This is a genomic window from Gammaproteobacteria bacterium (assembly GCA_015709615.1).
Lineage (GTDB): Bacteria > Pseudomonadota > Gammaproteobacteria > Burkholderiales > Nitrosomonadaceae > Nitrosomonas.
On record CP054179.1, the window covers coordinates 2369548 to 2385555 of the forward strand.

At 53.1% G+C, this 16008-nt stretch carries 15 protein-coding genes; 9 read left to right on the forward strand and 6 right to left on the reverse strand.

What is annotated here, in order from left to right; genetic code table 11:
- Nucleotides 1-31: 31 nt before the first annotated feature.
- Complete coding sequence (locus tag HRU77_11360) at nt 32-1378, reverse strand: FAD-dependent oxidoreductase (GenBank protein ID QOJ21229.1); 1347 nt, start codon at nt 1376-1378, stop codon at nt 32-34.
- 65 nt (nt 1379-1443) lie between these two features.
- On the opposite strand from HRU77_11360, the gene HRU77_11365 reads away from it, so the two are divergent.
- On the forward strand, nt 1444-2256 hold the full coding sequence (locus tag HRU77_11365; GenBank protein ID QOJ21230.1) for a transposase family protein: 813 nt from the start codon (nt 1444-1446) through the stop codon (nt 2254-2256).
- A 36-nt stretch (nt 2257-2292) separates the two neighbouring features.
- Here HRU77_11365 and HRU77_11370 read toward each other — a convergent pair whose 3' ends face one another.
- Entirely contained in the window at nt 2293-2592 is a 300-nt protein-coding gene (locus HRU77_11370; GenBank protein QOJ21231.1) for an antibiotic biosynthesis monooxygenase, read from the reverse strand.
- A gap of 317 nt (nt 2593-2909) precedes the next feature.
- On the opposite strand from HRU77_11370, the gene HRU77_11375 reads away from it, so the two are divergent.
- Nucleotides 2910-3485 carry a hypothetical protein gene (locus tag HRU77_11375; protein ID QOJ21232.1) on the forward strand — a complete coding sequence of 192 codons (576 nt, stop codon included), beginning with the start codon at nt 2910-2912 and terminating at the stop codon, nt 3483-3485.
- Nucleotides 3486-3547: 62 nt separating this feature from the next.
- Here HRU77_11375 and HRU77_11380 read toward each other — a convergent pair whose 3' ends face one another.
- Nucleotides 3548-3928: a VOC family protein gene (locus HRU77_11380; protein QOJ21233.1), complete on the reverse strand. Its 381-nt coding sequence runs from the start codon at nt 3926-3928 to the stop codon at nt 3548-3550.
- Between the two features lie 244 nt (nt 3929-4172).
- Between HRU77_11380 and HRU77_11385 the strand changes: the two genes are divergently transcribed.
- The 4 genes from HRU77_11385 to HRU77_11400 all read left to right on the forward strand — a co-directional run bounded on the left by HRU77_11385 (nt 4173) and on the right by HRU77_11400 (nt 8666).
- Nucleotides 4173-5309, forward strand: a complete 1137-nt coding sequence (locus HRU77_11385; protein ID QOJ21234.1) for an FtsX-like permease family protein — start codon at nt 4173-4175, stop codon at nt 5307-5309.
- Nucleotides 5310-5312: 3 nt separating this feature from the next.
- Nucleotides 5313-6014: an ABC transporter ATP-binding protein gene (locus HRU77_11390; GenBank protein QOJ21235.1), complete on the forward strand. Its 702-nt coding sequence runs from the start codon at nt 5313-5315 to the stop codon at nt 6012-6014.
- Nucleotides 6004-7092 (forward strand): biotin/lipoyl-binding protein, encoded by a 1089-nt coding sequence (locus HRU77_11395; protein ID QOJ22153.1) that lies wholly within the window; start codon nt 6004-6006, stop codon nt 7090-7092. The genes HRU77_11390 and HRU77_11395 overlap by 11 nt, the downstream gene beginning before the upstream one ends.
- A 62-nt stretch (nt 7093-7154) precedes the next feature.
- Nucleotides 7155-8666, forward strand: coding sequence for an efflux transporter outer membrane subunit (locus HRU77_11400; protein QOJ21236.1), 1512 nt, complete (start codon nt 7155-7157; stop codon nt 8664-8666).
- Between the two features lie 16 nt (nt 8667-8682).
- On the opposite strand, the gene glgP is transcribed toward HRU77_11400, so the two are convergent.
- Together glgP and glk are read right to left on the reverse strand one after the other, a co-directional pair.
- Nucleotides 8683-11238: an alpha-glucan family phosphorylase gene (gene glgP / locus HRU77_11405; protein ID QOJ21237.1), complete on the reverse strand. Its 2556-nt coding sequence runs from the start codon at nt 11236-11238 to the stop codon at nt 8683-8685.
- Nucleotides 11239-11337: 99 nt separating this feature from the next.
- Nucleotides 11338-12339, reverse strand: coding sequence for a glucokinase (glk, locus tag HRU77_11410; GenBank protein QOJ21238.1), 1002 nt, complete (start codon nt 12337-12339; stop codon nt 11338-11340).
- Between the two features lie 165 nt (nt 12340-12504).
- On the opposite strand from glk, the gene HRU77_11415 reads away from it, so the two are divergent.
- The 3 genes from HRU77_11415 (at nt 12505) to HRU77_11425 (ending at nt 14971) form a co-directional block, all read left to right on the forward strand.
- Nucleotides 12505-14025 carry a DUF853 family protein gene (locus HRU77_11415; GenBank protein ID QOJ21239.1) on the forward strand — a complete coding sequence of 507 codons (1521 nt, stop codon included), beginning with the start codon at nt 12505-12507 and terminating at the stop codon, nt 14023-14025.
- A gap of 184 nt (nt 14026-14209) precedes the next feature.
- Entirely contained in the window at nt 14210-14599 is a 390-nt protein-coding gene (locus HRU77_11420) for a hypothetical protein (protein ID QOJ21240.1), read from the forward strand.
- Between the two features lie 33 nt (nt 14600-14632).
- Nucleotides 14633-14971, forward strand: coding sequence for a hypothetical protein (locus HRU77_11425; protein ID QOJ21241.1), 339 nt, complete (start codon nt 14633-14635; stop codon nt 14969-14971).
- A gap of 178 nt (nt 14972-15149) precedes the next feature.
- On the opposite strand, the gene HRU77_11430 is transcribed toward HRU77_11425, so the two are convergent.
- The gene (locus HRU77_11430) at nt 15150-15896 is read right to left on the reverse strand and encodes a hypothetical protein (GenBank protein QOJ21242.1); all 747 of its coding nucleotides are present in this window, start codon (nt 15894-15896) and stop codon (nt 15150-15152) included.
- Nucleotides 15897-16008 lie beyond the last annotated feature (112 nt).

Genomic DNA, 16008 nt, shown 5'->3' on the forward strand with positions numbered 1-16008 from the left:
CACGGTTCCTGTCGCCGACGGTAAAAAATCATCACACCAGAAACTGCTGATAGTACGGCGTGGTAAACCGGCTGCGCGCGAGTTTGCGGGGAATGCGCACGTCACCCGGTTGCAACCATTGCGTTTGGATCGGCGAAGGATTTCCGCCCAGCGTATCGATGGCCAGCCGGTTGTATTCGCGCGCGAATTGCTGCCACAGCGGCTCGTTCGGGTTGCAATAAATCGGGTCGAACGAGCACGAAATTCCCGCTCCGCCGGAATAAATGCCGTAAGGTTTCAGCTTCCGTTCCGGGCGCTGCACGAAATACGTTGCCCACCCCGTTGGCGTGAAGCCGGTTTTTTGTTCGAATGCTTTCGTGAAACGATAAGACTCGGCGATGACTTGCCCGAGCATCCCGATGTCGTGCTCGTAATATTGGAAATCGAGGCGGTGTTCGGTTTCAGCGGGATGCCAGTATTCGTTGACGAAGTCGTGACGAGAAAAGACGATACCTTGCGGTTGCGGCAGGCTGCCGCCGTCGAATCCATGCTGGATGGCGAGTCTTTTTGCGATGCGGTACTGCTCGCATTCGGGTTGCGAACGTTGCGGCGTGACCACGCCGCTGCCAGCCCGGTAGCGTTGTTCGGCGAAGCAGGCCAATTGATGCAGCACCACGACTGCCAGCAAGGCATCGCATTCTTCGCGTAATTTCAATACGCCGTCGGCCAATGCCTGCGGGCTGTCGAACGCCTGTAATGTAACGTTCGCCCGGCACAAACTGGCGCGGCGCACTTCGATGACGCATTCCACCACGATACCGCTTAAGCCGAAGCTGCATTTGAATTCGTAGAATGCATCGCCGTCCTGCCGGTCCGACAGAATACGCAGACTGCCGTTTTCGTCGATGTAGAGAACGGCGGTGACATGACTGGAAAAATAACCTGGGCCGTCGAGCGAGGATTCCTTGGTGTCGCCGACCGCGACCGAACCGATGGTCGCTTCGCCAATTTCCGCCTGGAATGGGATTTCCCAGCCTTGCTGCTGCAACCACAGATTCAGTTTTTTCAGGCGGCATCCGGCTTGCACGCGAACCAGTTGACGGCCTTGATCGTCGGTTTCCAATCCGATGATGGCGTCCAGTTTGCGCGTACACAACAATGTGCCGCCGTCGTTGAGGATGGTTTCCGTGACCGATAGCATGGAACCGACCGGACGCACCGGCGTGGGAAATTGCCCGGTATCGCGTACCACAGCCTGCACGTCGGCGTAGCTGACCGGCTCCACATAGACAGCCGGTTGCGTGCTGCGGCTCGAACCCCAGTTACTGAAGCGGCGTCCGTCATTGATCAAAAGTCCGTGATAAAACTCGTGCATGACTTCTTGCGTACGGGTATTCATGGTTGTTTTCTCCTTAATTGTAAGAATTTCTAGCGTTGTTTACAGTATTCAGGAGAATACTGTAGATGAACATACACAAACGCACTCGTTTAACATTATTGGATCGTCAGGAAATCTGGCGGCTGTATCAAACCCGGCTGTGGAAGGTAGTTCAGCTGGCAGAATACTTTCACGTCAGCCGGCCAACGATTTATGACGTACTGAAACGAGCCAGACTCCAGGAATTTACTCCGCGTAGCAGTACCAATCAGCGCTTCAAGACACTGCAGTATGGCCTCAAACGTTTGGCTAAAGTAGAGCAAACCATCCAGGAACGTCTCAAGCGTGAAGCGAAGCGCTATAACAAATCTTATCCGGGCGAGCTCGTTCACCTCGATACCAAGCGGCTTCCATTATTGAAAGGACAGTCTGCCAATGAACCTCGCGAGTACCTGTTTGTGGCCATCGATGATTTCTCCAGGGAATTATATGCCGATATCTTCCCCGATAAAACTCAATACAGCGCCGCTTGCTTTCTCATCGCTACTGTTGCCCAATGTCCTTATCAAATCGATTGCACTTATTCCGATAACGGCACGGAATTTAAAGGAACTGACGATCATGCTTTTGTCAAAGCTTGCAGGCAACACGGTATCGGTCAGAAGTTTACTCGTGTCAATCGTCCTCAAACCAACGGGAAAGCTGAGCGCGTGATCCGCACGCTCATGGACATGTGGCACAACAAATTCTGTTTTAAAGACACTGCTGACCGACGTATTCAACTTGTCCGTTTCATTAACTTCTACAACACCGTCAAACCCCATAAGAGTTTGTATAACGCAACCCCTTATGAAATACTCAACGCTTATTTCAATCAACCTCTCTGTAAACAACCCTGAGATTTCTTACACCTTAATCTCGTTCGTGCAAACGCGTTATGCGAGCAATGTATAGTGCTGAATGTCGGGCGCTTGCGCGAGCAGGGGGGTGACTTTTACCAGGGCTTCCCTAATATGCGGCGTGCCGAAGTGTGCGTCAATGGCTTGTTCATCCGACCATTCCTCGATAAACAAAAACACAGCCGGGTTGCTGCGATGCTGCAATAGCTGATAATTCAAACATCCAGGTTCCTGGCGGGTGGGGGCGACGATTCCTTGCAAAATTGCGTGTACTTCGGGAATTTTATCCGTGCATGCGACGACTTGCACAACGGCTCTGATGGTGTGCTGTGACATGAGATTTTTCTTCCTCTGTTAATTAAAAGTTTCAATCAAAATGGAAGCAATCGCTTCTATGAATTAATACGAAGGAAATCCCGGTTTGGATGCAGCCGGATACTGTTTACCGATTGAGGGCAGTGCATGTGCTTGTTCATGCAAGGAATATCAAGCATTTTAAAAAATTGTGATTTTCTGCATCCAAATTTCGAATGGCTGCGTATTGGGTAATGAAGCCGCCTGAAATGGTTTTGGTGGCTTCACGGACTTCCAGCGGAAGCAGGCAGCGTTCGCCGGATACGCTAACTTAAAATCAATCAAAAGGAGAGGAAATCATGATTCTAATATCACCGAAGGAACATACACCGGAATGGCTTAAATATCTCGCGATTGCGTTAATCTGCGCACTGGTTGCCGTCGATGGCATCGGTTCGGTCATGGCGGATCAGGTCAAAACCAGTGCACAGCAAACAAACACCAGCGACAGCGCGGACGAACCGCGCCTGGTAATACATAGTGACTCTGTTGCGTCTCGATTGGGCGGGTATTATGGCATCTTGGCGTTTTTGCATAATTATGCCGTGCCTGCATTATTGTCCGATAGTGAAATTGCCTCGTTTTTCGGCAATCTGACGGAAACTCCCGCGGATATCGCGCAATGCCTGGCTATGATGCTGGATCATGATTTGGGCGGCTCATCGCGGCACGACGGCACGGTGCTTGACACAGGCCATAAATGCCGCGGGTCGATGCCTAAGATTCACAAGGGGCGGAACATTCCCGATAAAACCATCACAAAATTTATTCAGATCATCGGTGAACAAGCCGAGCTGGCCGGTGTGAGTCCTGCCGACATCAAGGCCGTTGCCAAAGTGCTCGAACAGAATCGCGCCGGGGTGCGTAACAAATAATCCGTCCCTGTATAATTAAAAGCCCCGCACCGTACGGCGGGGCTTTTTGTGCTTGATGAATGTCATTGCATGGAATGCAGGCCGATCATATTGCCTTCGGTGTCGCGAATCAGTGCGATGAAGCCGTACTGGCCAATGGACATTTTTTCGCGCACGACTTGCCCTCCCGCAGAGGTTGCACAAGCAGCCTCAACAGCACAATCCGCACAGGAAAAATAGACCAACACAGCATTCCCGCCGGACGGCCCATGGTCCATTTTGACCAGTGCCCCGGATGCGCCCATCCGGTCCTTCAGCATGGGAAAGCTCCAAAGTTCAATCGGCATGTCCGGAGGACTGTTCAGTCGCTCCAGCTGCGTTTGAAAAACCGATTCATAAAAACGCTTGGCGCGCTCCATATCCTGCACGTAAATTTCAAACCATCCGACGGGGTTGTGATTCATGCAAAACTCTCCTGAATTACGAATAATTTTCTCTTTCAGCAAGGTTGCAGGTTATGTCTCTTGCGTCAATATTTCAATGACATTTTTATTGAAAGTTTTGGGTTCTCGGAAGTATCGTTTTGCACCGGATTCTGAGCTAAACTGAACACCAGAATAATCACCGTATTGTTCCAGCTTCATCAAATAATCAAAGTACGCGGTTCGATAGCAGATTCATTGGCGTTTTGCCGGGAGTGAATGCGTTATGAACGGAACCTTGAAACTGGCTTTTAAGCTGCTCGTGAACGACAAAGGAAAGTACGTTGCTTTGCTGGTCGGGATTATGTTTGCCGTGTTTCTGATGGTGCAGATGACGTCGATTTTTTCCGGCATTCTGGCGAAGTCTTCCTCAACCGTCATTAACTTGGGTGCACAAGTCTGGGTGATGGATCCGGCGGTGAATAATGTGGCGAATAGTATTCCGATGCCGGATTATGTGCTGGATGCGGTGCGCAGTATCAATGGCGTCAAATATGCCGTGCCGCTGTATTCCGGCGGGGCGCTGGTCAAACTCAGAAGCGGCGTGTTTCAATCGGTGACTGTGCTCGGCCTGGACGACAACAGTCTGTTCGGTCGCCCCGAGCTGATCGCAGGCAAGATCGAAGATATTTATGCCGAGAATGCTTTCATCGCCGTGCAGGATGCGGAAATCCGCAAACTTGGCGACATCCGCTTGGGTACCGACTTCGAGTTGAACGATCATCGCGGCGTCATTGTCGGCATCGCCAAGGTGACCGCCAGCGGACTATTCGGCATTCCCACGTTGTACACGACCTATAGCCGGGCGATTCAATACATCCCGTCAACGCGCTTCACCATCTCGTATATTCTCGTCGAACCGAAAAATGATGACGCGATTCCGCACATCCAGGAGGAGGTTAAGCGGCTGGGTTATCAAGCGCTCACGAAAGAAGAGTTCATGCAGAAAATAGCGAATTACTATAAATACCAGACGGGGCTGGGAACCAATATTTTTATCATGACCATCGTGAGCTTTCTGGTGGGATTGTCGATTTCCGGACAGACTTTTTATACCTTCATACTGGAGAATCTGGAAAAGTTCGGCGCGTTGAAGGCGATCGGCGCAAAAGGGCGTGAGCTGGTGTATATGATTCTTTTCCAAGCCACGTTCACCGCGCTGGTTGGATACGGCTTGGGGGTCGGGTTGTGCACGCTCATCATTACGGCCGCGAAACTCAGAGTCCCGGATTATTCCGCCAATATCACGTATACCACCTTGGCTTTTGCGTTTGTCATGGTGCTGATCATCGCCGCAATTTCCAGTTATATCGGCATAAGAAAGGTATTGAAGATTGAACCATTCGATATTTTCAGAGGCTAACGGGTGAATTCCGCCGTTTCCGCGCATGAATTGACCAAGTGGTTCGGCGAGGGCGATGCCAGAACCTTCGCGGTGCGAAATATCAGTTTCGAGGCTTATTTCGGCGAGATATTTTTCATTGTCGGGCCGTCGGGAAGCGGAAAAACAACGTTGCTGAGCATGATCTCGGGGATCTTGCGTCCCAATACCGGCACGGTAACTATCGATACCATTGAGATTTGGAAGTTGAGCCCCGATCAAATTGCCGAGTTCCGTCTGAACAAGGTCGGTTTTGTGTTTCAGGATTACCATCTGTTTCCACGGCTGACCACGGCCGAGAATGTCGCGATACCATTGATCCTGAAAAAACGCGATTGGGATGAATCGATCCGGGAAGCGGTCAGCTATTTGGAAATTGTCGGGCTGAAGAATAAAGCTGATCTGCCGCCGATGAAATTGAGCGGCGGTGAACAGCAGCGGGTAGCCATCGCACGTGCTTTGGTGAGCAAACCGGATATTTTGATTTTCGACGAACCTACCGCATCGCTGGATGGCGACACCGGCCGGCGCATCATGGATTTTGTCAAAGCCGAAGTGCTCAACGACAAACGTTGTATTTTGATCGTTACGCACGATAGCCGGATTTTCGAATTTGCCGACCGGATTATGACAATGGAAGACGGCAAGATCGTTGGCATTGAGAACAGGAGGGATGGTGCAGAATAAAGTCATCATGACCGTTGCCGTGGGTGGCATTATCGCCGGGCTGCTCAGCGCTTATTGGAGCGGCCGGGAAAAGCTGCCGCAACCGCCGGTTTTCGATCCGGCACCCAATCCTTATGCCAAGGGCATTTACTCCACCGGGGTTATCGAAAGCCTCCAGCCGACTGGGGAGAATATCAATCTTTATCCTGAAGTGGCGGGTGTGATTACCCGGATCCTAGTGGCCGAAGGACAAGCGGTCAAGCAAGGCGAACCGTTGCTGAAAATGGACGATTCGGTGCAACGGGCAACCGTGGAACAGCAGCGTTCGCAAGCGGACGCCGCGCATGCCTTGCTGGAAGAGCTGAAAGCCCAACCCAGGAAAGAAGTGCTGGATGTCGCCAAAGCGCAATTGGATTTCGCCCGGGCGAATTTGGCAACCGCCGAGACGCAGTTGAGAAAGTTGCAGAATGCTTACGACATGGATGCCAAATCGGTGAGCAAGGATAACCTGGACAATGCGATCAATGCCGCCAAAGCCGCCAAAGCCAGTGTGGAAGTCGCTTTAAAAAATTACAATTTAACAAAGGCCGGTGCCTGGAGCTACGATATTCAAAACCAGGAGCGCCAGTATGCAGCGTTGACCAATACCTACCGCGCGGGTAGCGCGTTGCTGGAAAAATACACCATCAAAGCGCCGGTGGACGGCGTCGTGCTGTCGGTAAAAGCCGCGCTGGGCAGCTATATTTCACCGCAAGGCGTGTACGATACCTACACGCAGGGTTTGAATCCGGTCATCGTGATGGGTAACCCCGAGGATGAGCTGGTGGTGCGCTGTTATGTCGATGAAATCCTGATAAACCGGCTGCCCGATGTCAGCAAAATGCAGGCGCAAATGTTTCTGCGCGGCACGAAAATCCGGATCCCGCTGGAATATATCCGCTTGCAGCCTTATGTATCACCCAAAATCCAATTATCGAATCAACGCACCGAACGGGTCGACGTACGGGTATTGCCGGTGCTTTTCCGTTTCAAAAAGCCCGCTGACGTGCAGCTCTATCGCGGGCAATTGGTGGATGTTTATATCAACGAGGATGGTTAGTTTTTTGCCAAACCGGTATGCAGCGTCAGTGGAATTGCCAAAGTAAGCGCAGCGTTTTAAGGATGCAGCGGATTTTTCCACTGTGTCGGAAAAGCATGGCGCTGGGATTTTGCACGATCTTGCTGTTGACATTGACGGGTTGCGCCGTCGGACCGGATTTTGTCCGTCCTGATCCCCCGGGGATTGATCGCTATGTGCCGGAAGGGCAGACACTGGTCATTGCTCCGGTCGACGGCCAGGCGCAGCATTTTGCGCAGGATGTGGAAGTCGTGGCGAACTGGTGGCAGTTGTTTCAATCTGCCAAGCTGGATGCGCTGGTGCAAGAAGCGATCGACCATAATCAAAGCCTGCAAGCGGCGCAGGCCAGTTTGCAACGCAGTCAGGAAAATTTGCGCGCGGGCTACGGCATTTTTTATCCGCAGGTTGATCTTGCCGCCGGGCTGAGCCGTCAGCGGTTCTCAGCCGCCCGTTTCGGCAGTCCGGCCAGTTCTATTTTCAATTTGCTGACCATGTCGACCACGGTCAGTTATGCGCTCGATGTATTCGGCGGACAACGGCGCGCCGTTGAAAGCCTTGGCGCGCAAAGAGATTTTCAGCGCTATACGGTCTTGGCGGCTTATCTGACGTTAACCGGCAATGTCGTCAATACCGTTGTCGCCCGGGCTGGTTACGCCGCCCAGATTGCGGCGACCCGGCAACTGATCGAGATCCAGCAGGAGCAAATTGCGATTACCGCAACCCAAGTGCAAGCGGGCATTGCCGCGTATGCAAGCATAGTCGATCTCAAGGCCAAACTGGCGGCATTGCAAGCTACACTGGCGCCGCTGGAACAGAAACACAGCCAGGCCGAGCATCTGCTGTCCACGCTGACAGGCCACGCTCCCGGGGAACGGACGCTAGCGCCGGTCGATCTGGATGAAATCACGCTGCCGGCCGATTTACCTCTATCGTTGCCTTCCAAACTGGTGCGCCAGCGCCCCGATATACTGGCGGCCGAAGCTACTGTGCATGAAAACAGCGCCAATATCGGCGTCGCCACGGCGGAGCTACTACCCAGCTTTACCTTGAGCGGTACCTATGGCCAGAACACCCGGAATCTTGCGGATGTTTTCATGAGCAGCGGCAACTTCTGGAGTGTCGGCGCCAATATCGTGGCGCCGTTGTTTCATGGCGGCACGTCATGGCTGCACCGCAAGGCTGCAATTGCTGCTTATCAGCAATCGCTGGCGAATTACAAGCAAACCGCTCTGGATGCGTTGGCGCAGGTGGCGGATATTTTACTGGCGCTGGAACACGACGCCGAAGCGCTGCGGAGTTTTGCGCAGCAACTGGATTTGACCCAGGAATCGGTACATTTGGCGCAAACCAATTATCAGGCCGGACTGGTCGATTATTCGTATGTTTTGAGTAGCAAGAGCCAATTTTTTCAGGCCAAGCTGACTTATCTCCAGGTGCAGGCGCAGCGCTTGCAGGATACCGCGGCGCTGTTCATCGCGCTCGGTGGCGGCTGGTGGAATGATGGTGAACAGGAAGAATCCTCGCTGAAGCCGGAAGCTTTTGCGAGCTTCCGGTGATAACGGATCGAACACCTTACAACCACACCATCAATCCCATTTCCAGCGGATGCGTCAGCAACGGGTGATACGGGTAGATGCGGATGAAATATTCTTGCTTGCCGCACAATTCCGGGGTCAGTTTGAGCTCAAACAAATGCTCGCCCGCGTCTTGCTGGCCGGTGAATTCGAACTTGAAACGGTCGAAATTGCACAACCGGGTGGTTTTGAATTGGCGGCATATCAGCAACTCAATGACGACATCGTCGGGGGCCAGATCGTTGAGTTTTGCGGCGACTTTGAAATTCAGCGTTTCGTCGTAATAAATACGCTCGCACGGCGTATCCAAACGGCGCAGCGAAACGCCGGACCAGGCGTGGCGGATTCTGGCCTTCCATGCGGCAATCGCTTTTGCGCCGGTAAAATCGTTGGCGGCATAGAGCGCGCCTTTGTCGCTGGCCGGACAATAGAATTTATTGACGTATTCATCGACCATGCGCGTTGCGTTATAGCTGGGCAGCAGCGATATCATCGAATGCTTGGCCATTTTCACCCATTCCGGCGAGTAGCCCAGCTTGCCGTAGCTGTAATACAACGGAATCACCTGATCCTGCAGGATCTCGTACAAGGCGCGGCTTTCTTCCTGATCGCGCACGACGCCTTCCATGTCTTCCGGGCCGGGTTTGACCGCCCAGCCGTTCTTGCCGTCGTAGCCTTCGCCCCACCAGCCGTCGAGCACGCTCAGATTGATCGCGCCGTTGATGCCCGCTTTCATGCCCGAGGTGCCGCTGGCTTCCAGCGGGTAGATCGGATTGTTCAGCCAGACGTCGACACCGGCGACCAGCCGCCGGGCAAGGCGCAGGTCATAACCTTCGATTAACAGCAGCCGCCCTTCGAATTCCGGAAAATGCGCGACTTGACTGATGCGGCGGATCAGATCCTGCCCCGGCACGTCGGCCGGATGCGCTTTGCCGGCGAAAATCAGCAGCACGGGGCGTTCCTGATCGAGAATGATTTTGCGTAACCAGTCGAGATTTTCAAACAGTAAGGTGGCGCGCTTGTAAGTGGCGAAACGGCGCGCGAAGCCCAACGTCAGCACATTGGGATTGATCGGGTCGACGAATTTCAGCAGCCGGTCAAGATGCGCCTCGGAACCGCGATTGCGTGCGTTTTGCTCGGTGATGCGCGAACGGATGCCGTGAAACATCTGCGATTTCAGCGATTGCCGCACGCTCCAGAACAAATGATCCGGGATGGTATCGATGCGCGACCAGTAGGCGTTGTCGCACATTTTGCTGCGCCATTCATGGCCGAGGTAACGGTCGAACAGATCGGACCATTCCTGCGCCAGGAAAGTCGGCACATGAATGCCGTTGGTGATGTACGCCATCGGATTTTCTTCCGGTTCGATCTGCGGCCATAAATCGCGGCAGATACCGGCGGACACGCCGCCGTGTATTTTGCTCACGCCGTTATGCGTGCGCGAGCCGCGGATCGCCAGCGCGGTCATATTGAAATCCGGGCTTCCGGGTATGTGGCCGAGTGCCATGAATTCTTCGTGCGTGACGTTCAGGCTGCGGCAGAAACTGTCAAAATAGGTTCGCACCATATCCGGGCTGAAGTGATCGTGTCCGGCGGGCACCGCGGTGTGGGTAGTAAAAACCGTATTTACCGCCACGCTTTCGAGGGCGCTGGCAAAATCCAGCCCTTGCTGCGCCAGATTGTGAATCCGCTCGAGAATCATGAACGCCGCATGCCCTTCGTTGATGTGCCACACGGTCGGTTTGATGCCGAGCGCTTGCAGCGCGCGCGCGCCGCCCATGCCGAGGATGATTTCCTGTTCGATGCGCATGGTTCTGTCGCCGCCGTACAGGTTGTGCGTGATATAGCGGTCCTGCGGCGAATTTTCCGGTAAATCGGTATCGAGCAAGTAAAGCGTGACGTGACCGATTTTTGCCTGCCATATCTTGGCGGTGACTTGCCGTTGCAGCAGAGGCACTTGAACGTGCATGGCCGAGCCGTCCGCATGCGTCACCGGGGTGACCGGCAGATCTTCGAAATCGGCGACGGTGTAGGTGACTTGCTGATTGCCGCGGCTATCGATGGTTTGAGAAAAATAGCCCTGGCGGTACAGTAAGCCGACGGCGACGAAGGGTAAATGCAAATCGCTGGCGGCTTTGCAGTGATCCCCGGCCAGAATCCCCAAGCCGCCGGAATAAATCGGCAGGCTTTCGTGAAAGCCGAATTCAAAACAGAAATATGCCACCTGATCTTGCGAACTCAATCCGCCGTTGCTGTTTTGCAGCGCGGATGCATCATGGTACGAGTCGTACGTCGACAGGATGCTGTTGTAGGTGGCGAGAAAAACCCGGTCTTCGGTCGCTTTCAGCAACACCGATTCGTCCACGCGCTTCAGAAACGCCTTGGGGTTATGTCCCACCGCTTCCCATAAATACGGATCGAGCCGCGAAAATAGCGCGCGTGTGGCGCGATCCCAGCTATACCACAGATTGTTGGCCAGCTCTTCCAAGCGCCTGAGGCGCGGCGGTATTTTGGGATTGACGGTAATGGTGAAGGCGGTGCGCGGAAACATGGCGATTCTCCTCAATGCGAATAAGCGCGTATATGATACACCGTGAAGCGGCGAATGGATTGGACTCGGTGTTTGGAGTCCGGCCGGTGTGTGATTGTGTTAAGACGTTTTGCCGCTGTTTTGCAGCAAATGCCTGGCTTCCTGCTGTGCGCCGAGCAAGCCGGGCGCCGGGTTGGTGACGACGTGCACCGGGATTTCGTGCAGCAACGCGGAAAACCTTCCCTTCGCGCGGAATGCGCGCATAAAGCCGCCGCCGCGCAGGGTATCGATCATTTTCGGCGCGATGCCGCCCGCCACATAGACGCCGCCGCGGCATAATCCGGCCAGAGCCAGATTGCCTGCGTAAGCGCCATAAATCTCAGCGAATAATTCGAGCGCTTGCAACGCGGCCGGATGTTTCCCGCTTTGCGCCAGCGCCGTGACCGCCGCGCCGTTGTCTTCTTCAAGTTCGATGACCGGTAAGTCCGGCGTCGTTGACTGCATTTGCAGAAATTTAAAAATATTCGTCAGCCCGGAGCCGGACAATAAGCGTTCCACCGACACATGACCGAAGCGTTGTTGCAGCCATTCGAGTAAGCCGGACTGCAACGGCGTGAGCGGCGCGAAATCGATATGACCCGCTTCGGTCGGCAGTGCAAAATACCGGCCATTGATCCACGCCAGCCACGCTACGCCCATGCCGGTACCGGCGCCGAGCACCACGCGCATTGCGTGCGCATGCGGCTGCCCGGTTTGCAGCGCGATCAAATCACTGGAGGATAGATTCTCAATGGCTAAGGCTACAGCTTCGAAATCGTTGATGAGCTTGACCGCTGCGATTGAAAATTCCTGCGCGATGTTTGCGCTACCGATCTGCCACGGCAGATTGGTCAAAGTCGCCTGCTGATCTGCAATCGGTCCGGCCACGGCGAAACACGCGGCTGCCGGGGGACGGATTGTGGCCTGATCGAGGAAATCGTGCAGAATGTCGGAAAAAGTGGCGAAAGTCGCGCTGTCGTAACGCTTCGTGCAGCATTCCCGGATGCCGCCCCTGGCCATTTCAGCCAATTGCAGAACGGTTTTGGTACCGCCGATGTCGCCGTAGAGGATCTGTGTGTTCATGCGCCGGTCAACCCCTGGAATCTTTTTTAAGATGAATGGAAAAAGTGACAAGACGGAACGATAGTATAGCGCGGCGCATGCGCGATGTTTCGATTGCCTTTGCCGCCGTTTTGCTTACAATCGCTTACTCAGGGCATTTTTCTTGTACTTCGGTAAAAAAACGCTATGACGGATCCATTAATTATCGCTAAAAATTCCAAAACGGATTTGGCGCTTTTGCCCGCGATGGCGACACGCCACGGTTGCATTACCGGTGCGACCGGCACCGGCAAGACGGTGACGTTGCAAAAACTGGCGGAAAGCTTTTCCAATATCGGCGTGCCGGTATTCATGGCCGACATCAAGGGCGATTTGACCGGGATTTGCAAAGCGGGAACGCTGTCCGGGAAAATGCAAGCGCGCCTGGATGCATTGCAACTGGATGTGCCGCAATGGGAAGGCTTTCCGGTGACGTTATGGGATGTGTTGCAGGAGAACGGTCATCCGCTGCGGGCTACGATTTCCGATATGGGGCCGCTGCTGCTGGCGCGTTTGCTGAATCTGAATGAAACGCAGGAAGGCGTGCTCACGTTGGTGTTTAAAGTCGCCGACGATCACGGTCTATTGTTGCTCGATCTGAAGGATTTGCGCGCGTTACTGCAATTTGTCGGCGACAATGCGGATCAATTCAAAACGCAGTACGGCAATGTGTCACCGGCTTCGATCGGGGCGATTCAGCGCGGCTTGCTGCAAATCGAGAAACAGGGCGGCGGTAAGTTCTTTGGCGAGCCGATGCTGAACATCGAAGACTTGATGCAAACCATCGACGGCAAAGGCGTGGTCAATATTCTGGCCGCCGATAAATTGCTAAACTCGCCGCGTTTGTACAGTTCCTTTTTGTTGTGGATGCTGTCCGAGCTGTACGAAAATCTGCCGGAAACCGGCGACCGCGAGAAACCCAAGCTGGTGTTCTTTTTTGACGAAGCGCATTTGTTGTTCAGCATGGCATCGCCCGCGCTGCTGGAGAAAATCGAGCAAGTCGTGCGGCTGATCCGCTCCAAAGGAGTGGGGATTTATTTCGTGACGCAGAATCCTTTCGATATTCCCGAGAAAGTCCTGAGTCAACTGGGCAACCGCGTGCAGCATGCGTTGCGCGCGTTCACGCCGCGCGACCAGAAAGCGGTGAATGCGATTGCCGAAACCATGCGGCCCAATCCGAAATTGAACGTCAAACAAGCGATCCTCGAACTTTCCGTCGGCGAAGCGCTGGTTTCTTTCCTCGATGCCAACGGCTCACCCGGCGTGACCGAACGCGCATTCATATTGCCCCCGGTCAGCCAGATCGGCCCGATCACGGCCGACGAGCGCAAGGAATTGATGCAGTCGTCGATTGTGGCCGGTGTCTACGAGCAGGAAATCGACCGCGAAAGCGCTTTTGAATTGCTGCAAGCGCGCAGCGGCGAGGAGAAACCGCACGGCAATTCAGCGCAAAGCACGGCGTCCGGAAGCTTGCGCAAACCGGCGGACGAGGGGATTCTGGCCGGTCTGGGCGATTTGCTGCTGGGTTCGTCCGGCAAGCGCGGCGGACGCCGCGAAAGCGTGCTCGATGCCTTTGCAAAAAGCGCCGCACGCTCGGTCGGTTCATCGATTGCGCGCGAAATTACTCGTGGGGTGTTGGGGTCGATCCTAGGGCAGAAGCGCCGTTAGGGAAGTTCTGAAAAACGACTGCGCTCGTTCAAGCTGCGTTGAAATCAGGCTCAAAATGCTCATTTACTCAATGTAAACTGCGCTTTCTCACCTGATTTCGCCTTGCCTGATCATCGCTCGCTACCTTTTTCAGCACTTCCTTAGCCAGAGTGCGGCTTTGTCTTTATATTGAGGAGATAAAACAATGAAAAAAATCATCGGCGCATTGCTTTTGTGCCTGCATGCCGGACTGGGTCAGGCTGCCGGTACTTACGACGGTATCTGGACGATAGACGATTTGCCGGAAGCGGGATATTTAATGATCTCGGAGAATAACGGCCGGGTGATTTTTGCCGGTCTCAATCCGCCCGATTTCGACGGCAATCGGCGCTGGGGCGCATCGTGGGGTGACATCAAGGACGGCAGGGTACGGCTGACGCGTTTGATCAACGACAATATCGATGCCGTCACCGATGTCGTCTTTACTTCAGCGACGACATTAACATTGACCCAGAAATCATGCCGCCCGATCAATCCCAATTATGTCTGCTCACTGCCAAACGGCGTGGCTTTTGCGGCCACCAAGATTTGGTAAAAAACGGATCACCACATTCTTATGCACACCATCATGAAATCACTACTCATCGTACCCATCCTGCTGTTGGCCAGTTGCGCTTCATATTCGATCCACGGCGGCGACCCTGCGCAGCGGCAACTGCGCAACCAATGGTCAGCCAATTACGAACTATGCGAGCGGCTAACCGTCGCGACGCTGGCACCCGAGAAAATCCGCGAAGAATGGACCAATGAAATTACCAGTAGAAGCGTGGATTGCAACCTGTATGCGGCAACCACGCATACCGCGGTGAACCGGGATATGCCGGTTCTGCGCTGGAGCACGCAATGGACCGCGCCGAAAATGACTTCAACGATACCCGCACCGAGTCAATTGATTCATGCGCGGTGAGTTTTGGGGGCGGTGGGGTCATCGATGATGAATTTCGGTGAATGATTGATTTGAATCTTCAACTTCTTCTCTTAAATTATTTTGTTTCCGGAAAATCCGGGGTATTCAATTCAAAGGCAGGATTAGCTTTGGTTTCAATACCTAGCATTTGAACTTAGCGGAGAAGTGTTATATACCGTTACGGGCCAAACTCTTGATTCTCTATAAATCCGTTCCACTCAAAAGGAATTTGAATACGATCTGGATTTTTCAATACAATCATGCCCTCCAGATAAGGTTGCAGAGACGCATCAAACAGAAGTCGAATCTCATCTTCGCTTGAGTAAGAAGTGCGAACAATTGCGGCGGCAAGAGCTAACAATGCTCCACTAGATTCTGTGCGTCGATAGACTTCTGGAGGGTTCTGCATTATTGCAATAGCAGCTGGATCTTTATACTCAACTTCAATAAGCCACGCTCGATGCATGTAGTAGGAATCTTGGATGCTCATGATGCGATCCATGAGTTTTCCTACGGACGTCGTAATCCGAATAGCTTTCTTTCCGTGGGAGAAATTTTTCCAATCAGATGCCTCTGGTTTGTCTCGATGTGTCCAACAAATCGCGTGGAAAGAATTTACCAGATCGCCCAGCGTAATGACTCCCCCTGTAACAGAATCTATATCTTTTACATCTGAGAGCGGATTTTCTAAAGGATCTTTCCAAATTGACGCGCTAGCTCTTGGAAGTGTTAGATATCCATTCAAGATATCGTTATTTAGATATTCCGTTTGGAATATCCTGTGAATCTTCTTGTTTGGATCTAAGCCAAATGAGTTGCGGTGCTGATACTGGCGAAACACTGGCACTGAAGTAAGTCCGTACCCCTGAAAGTCGAGCGACTTAATGCTACTCTCCTCGCGCTCAAATATGTCAATTTTGCTCATAAATTCAAATGAAAATCAGTTTAGATACATAACGTAACATATAAGACATTCTGCCCAATAATCCTATATGTAATGTCGTATATCTTTGGTAAGAATTAATTCTCATCATGTT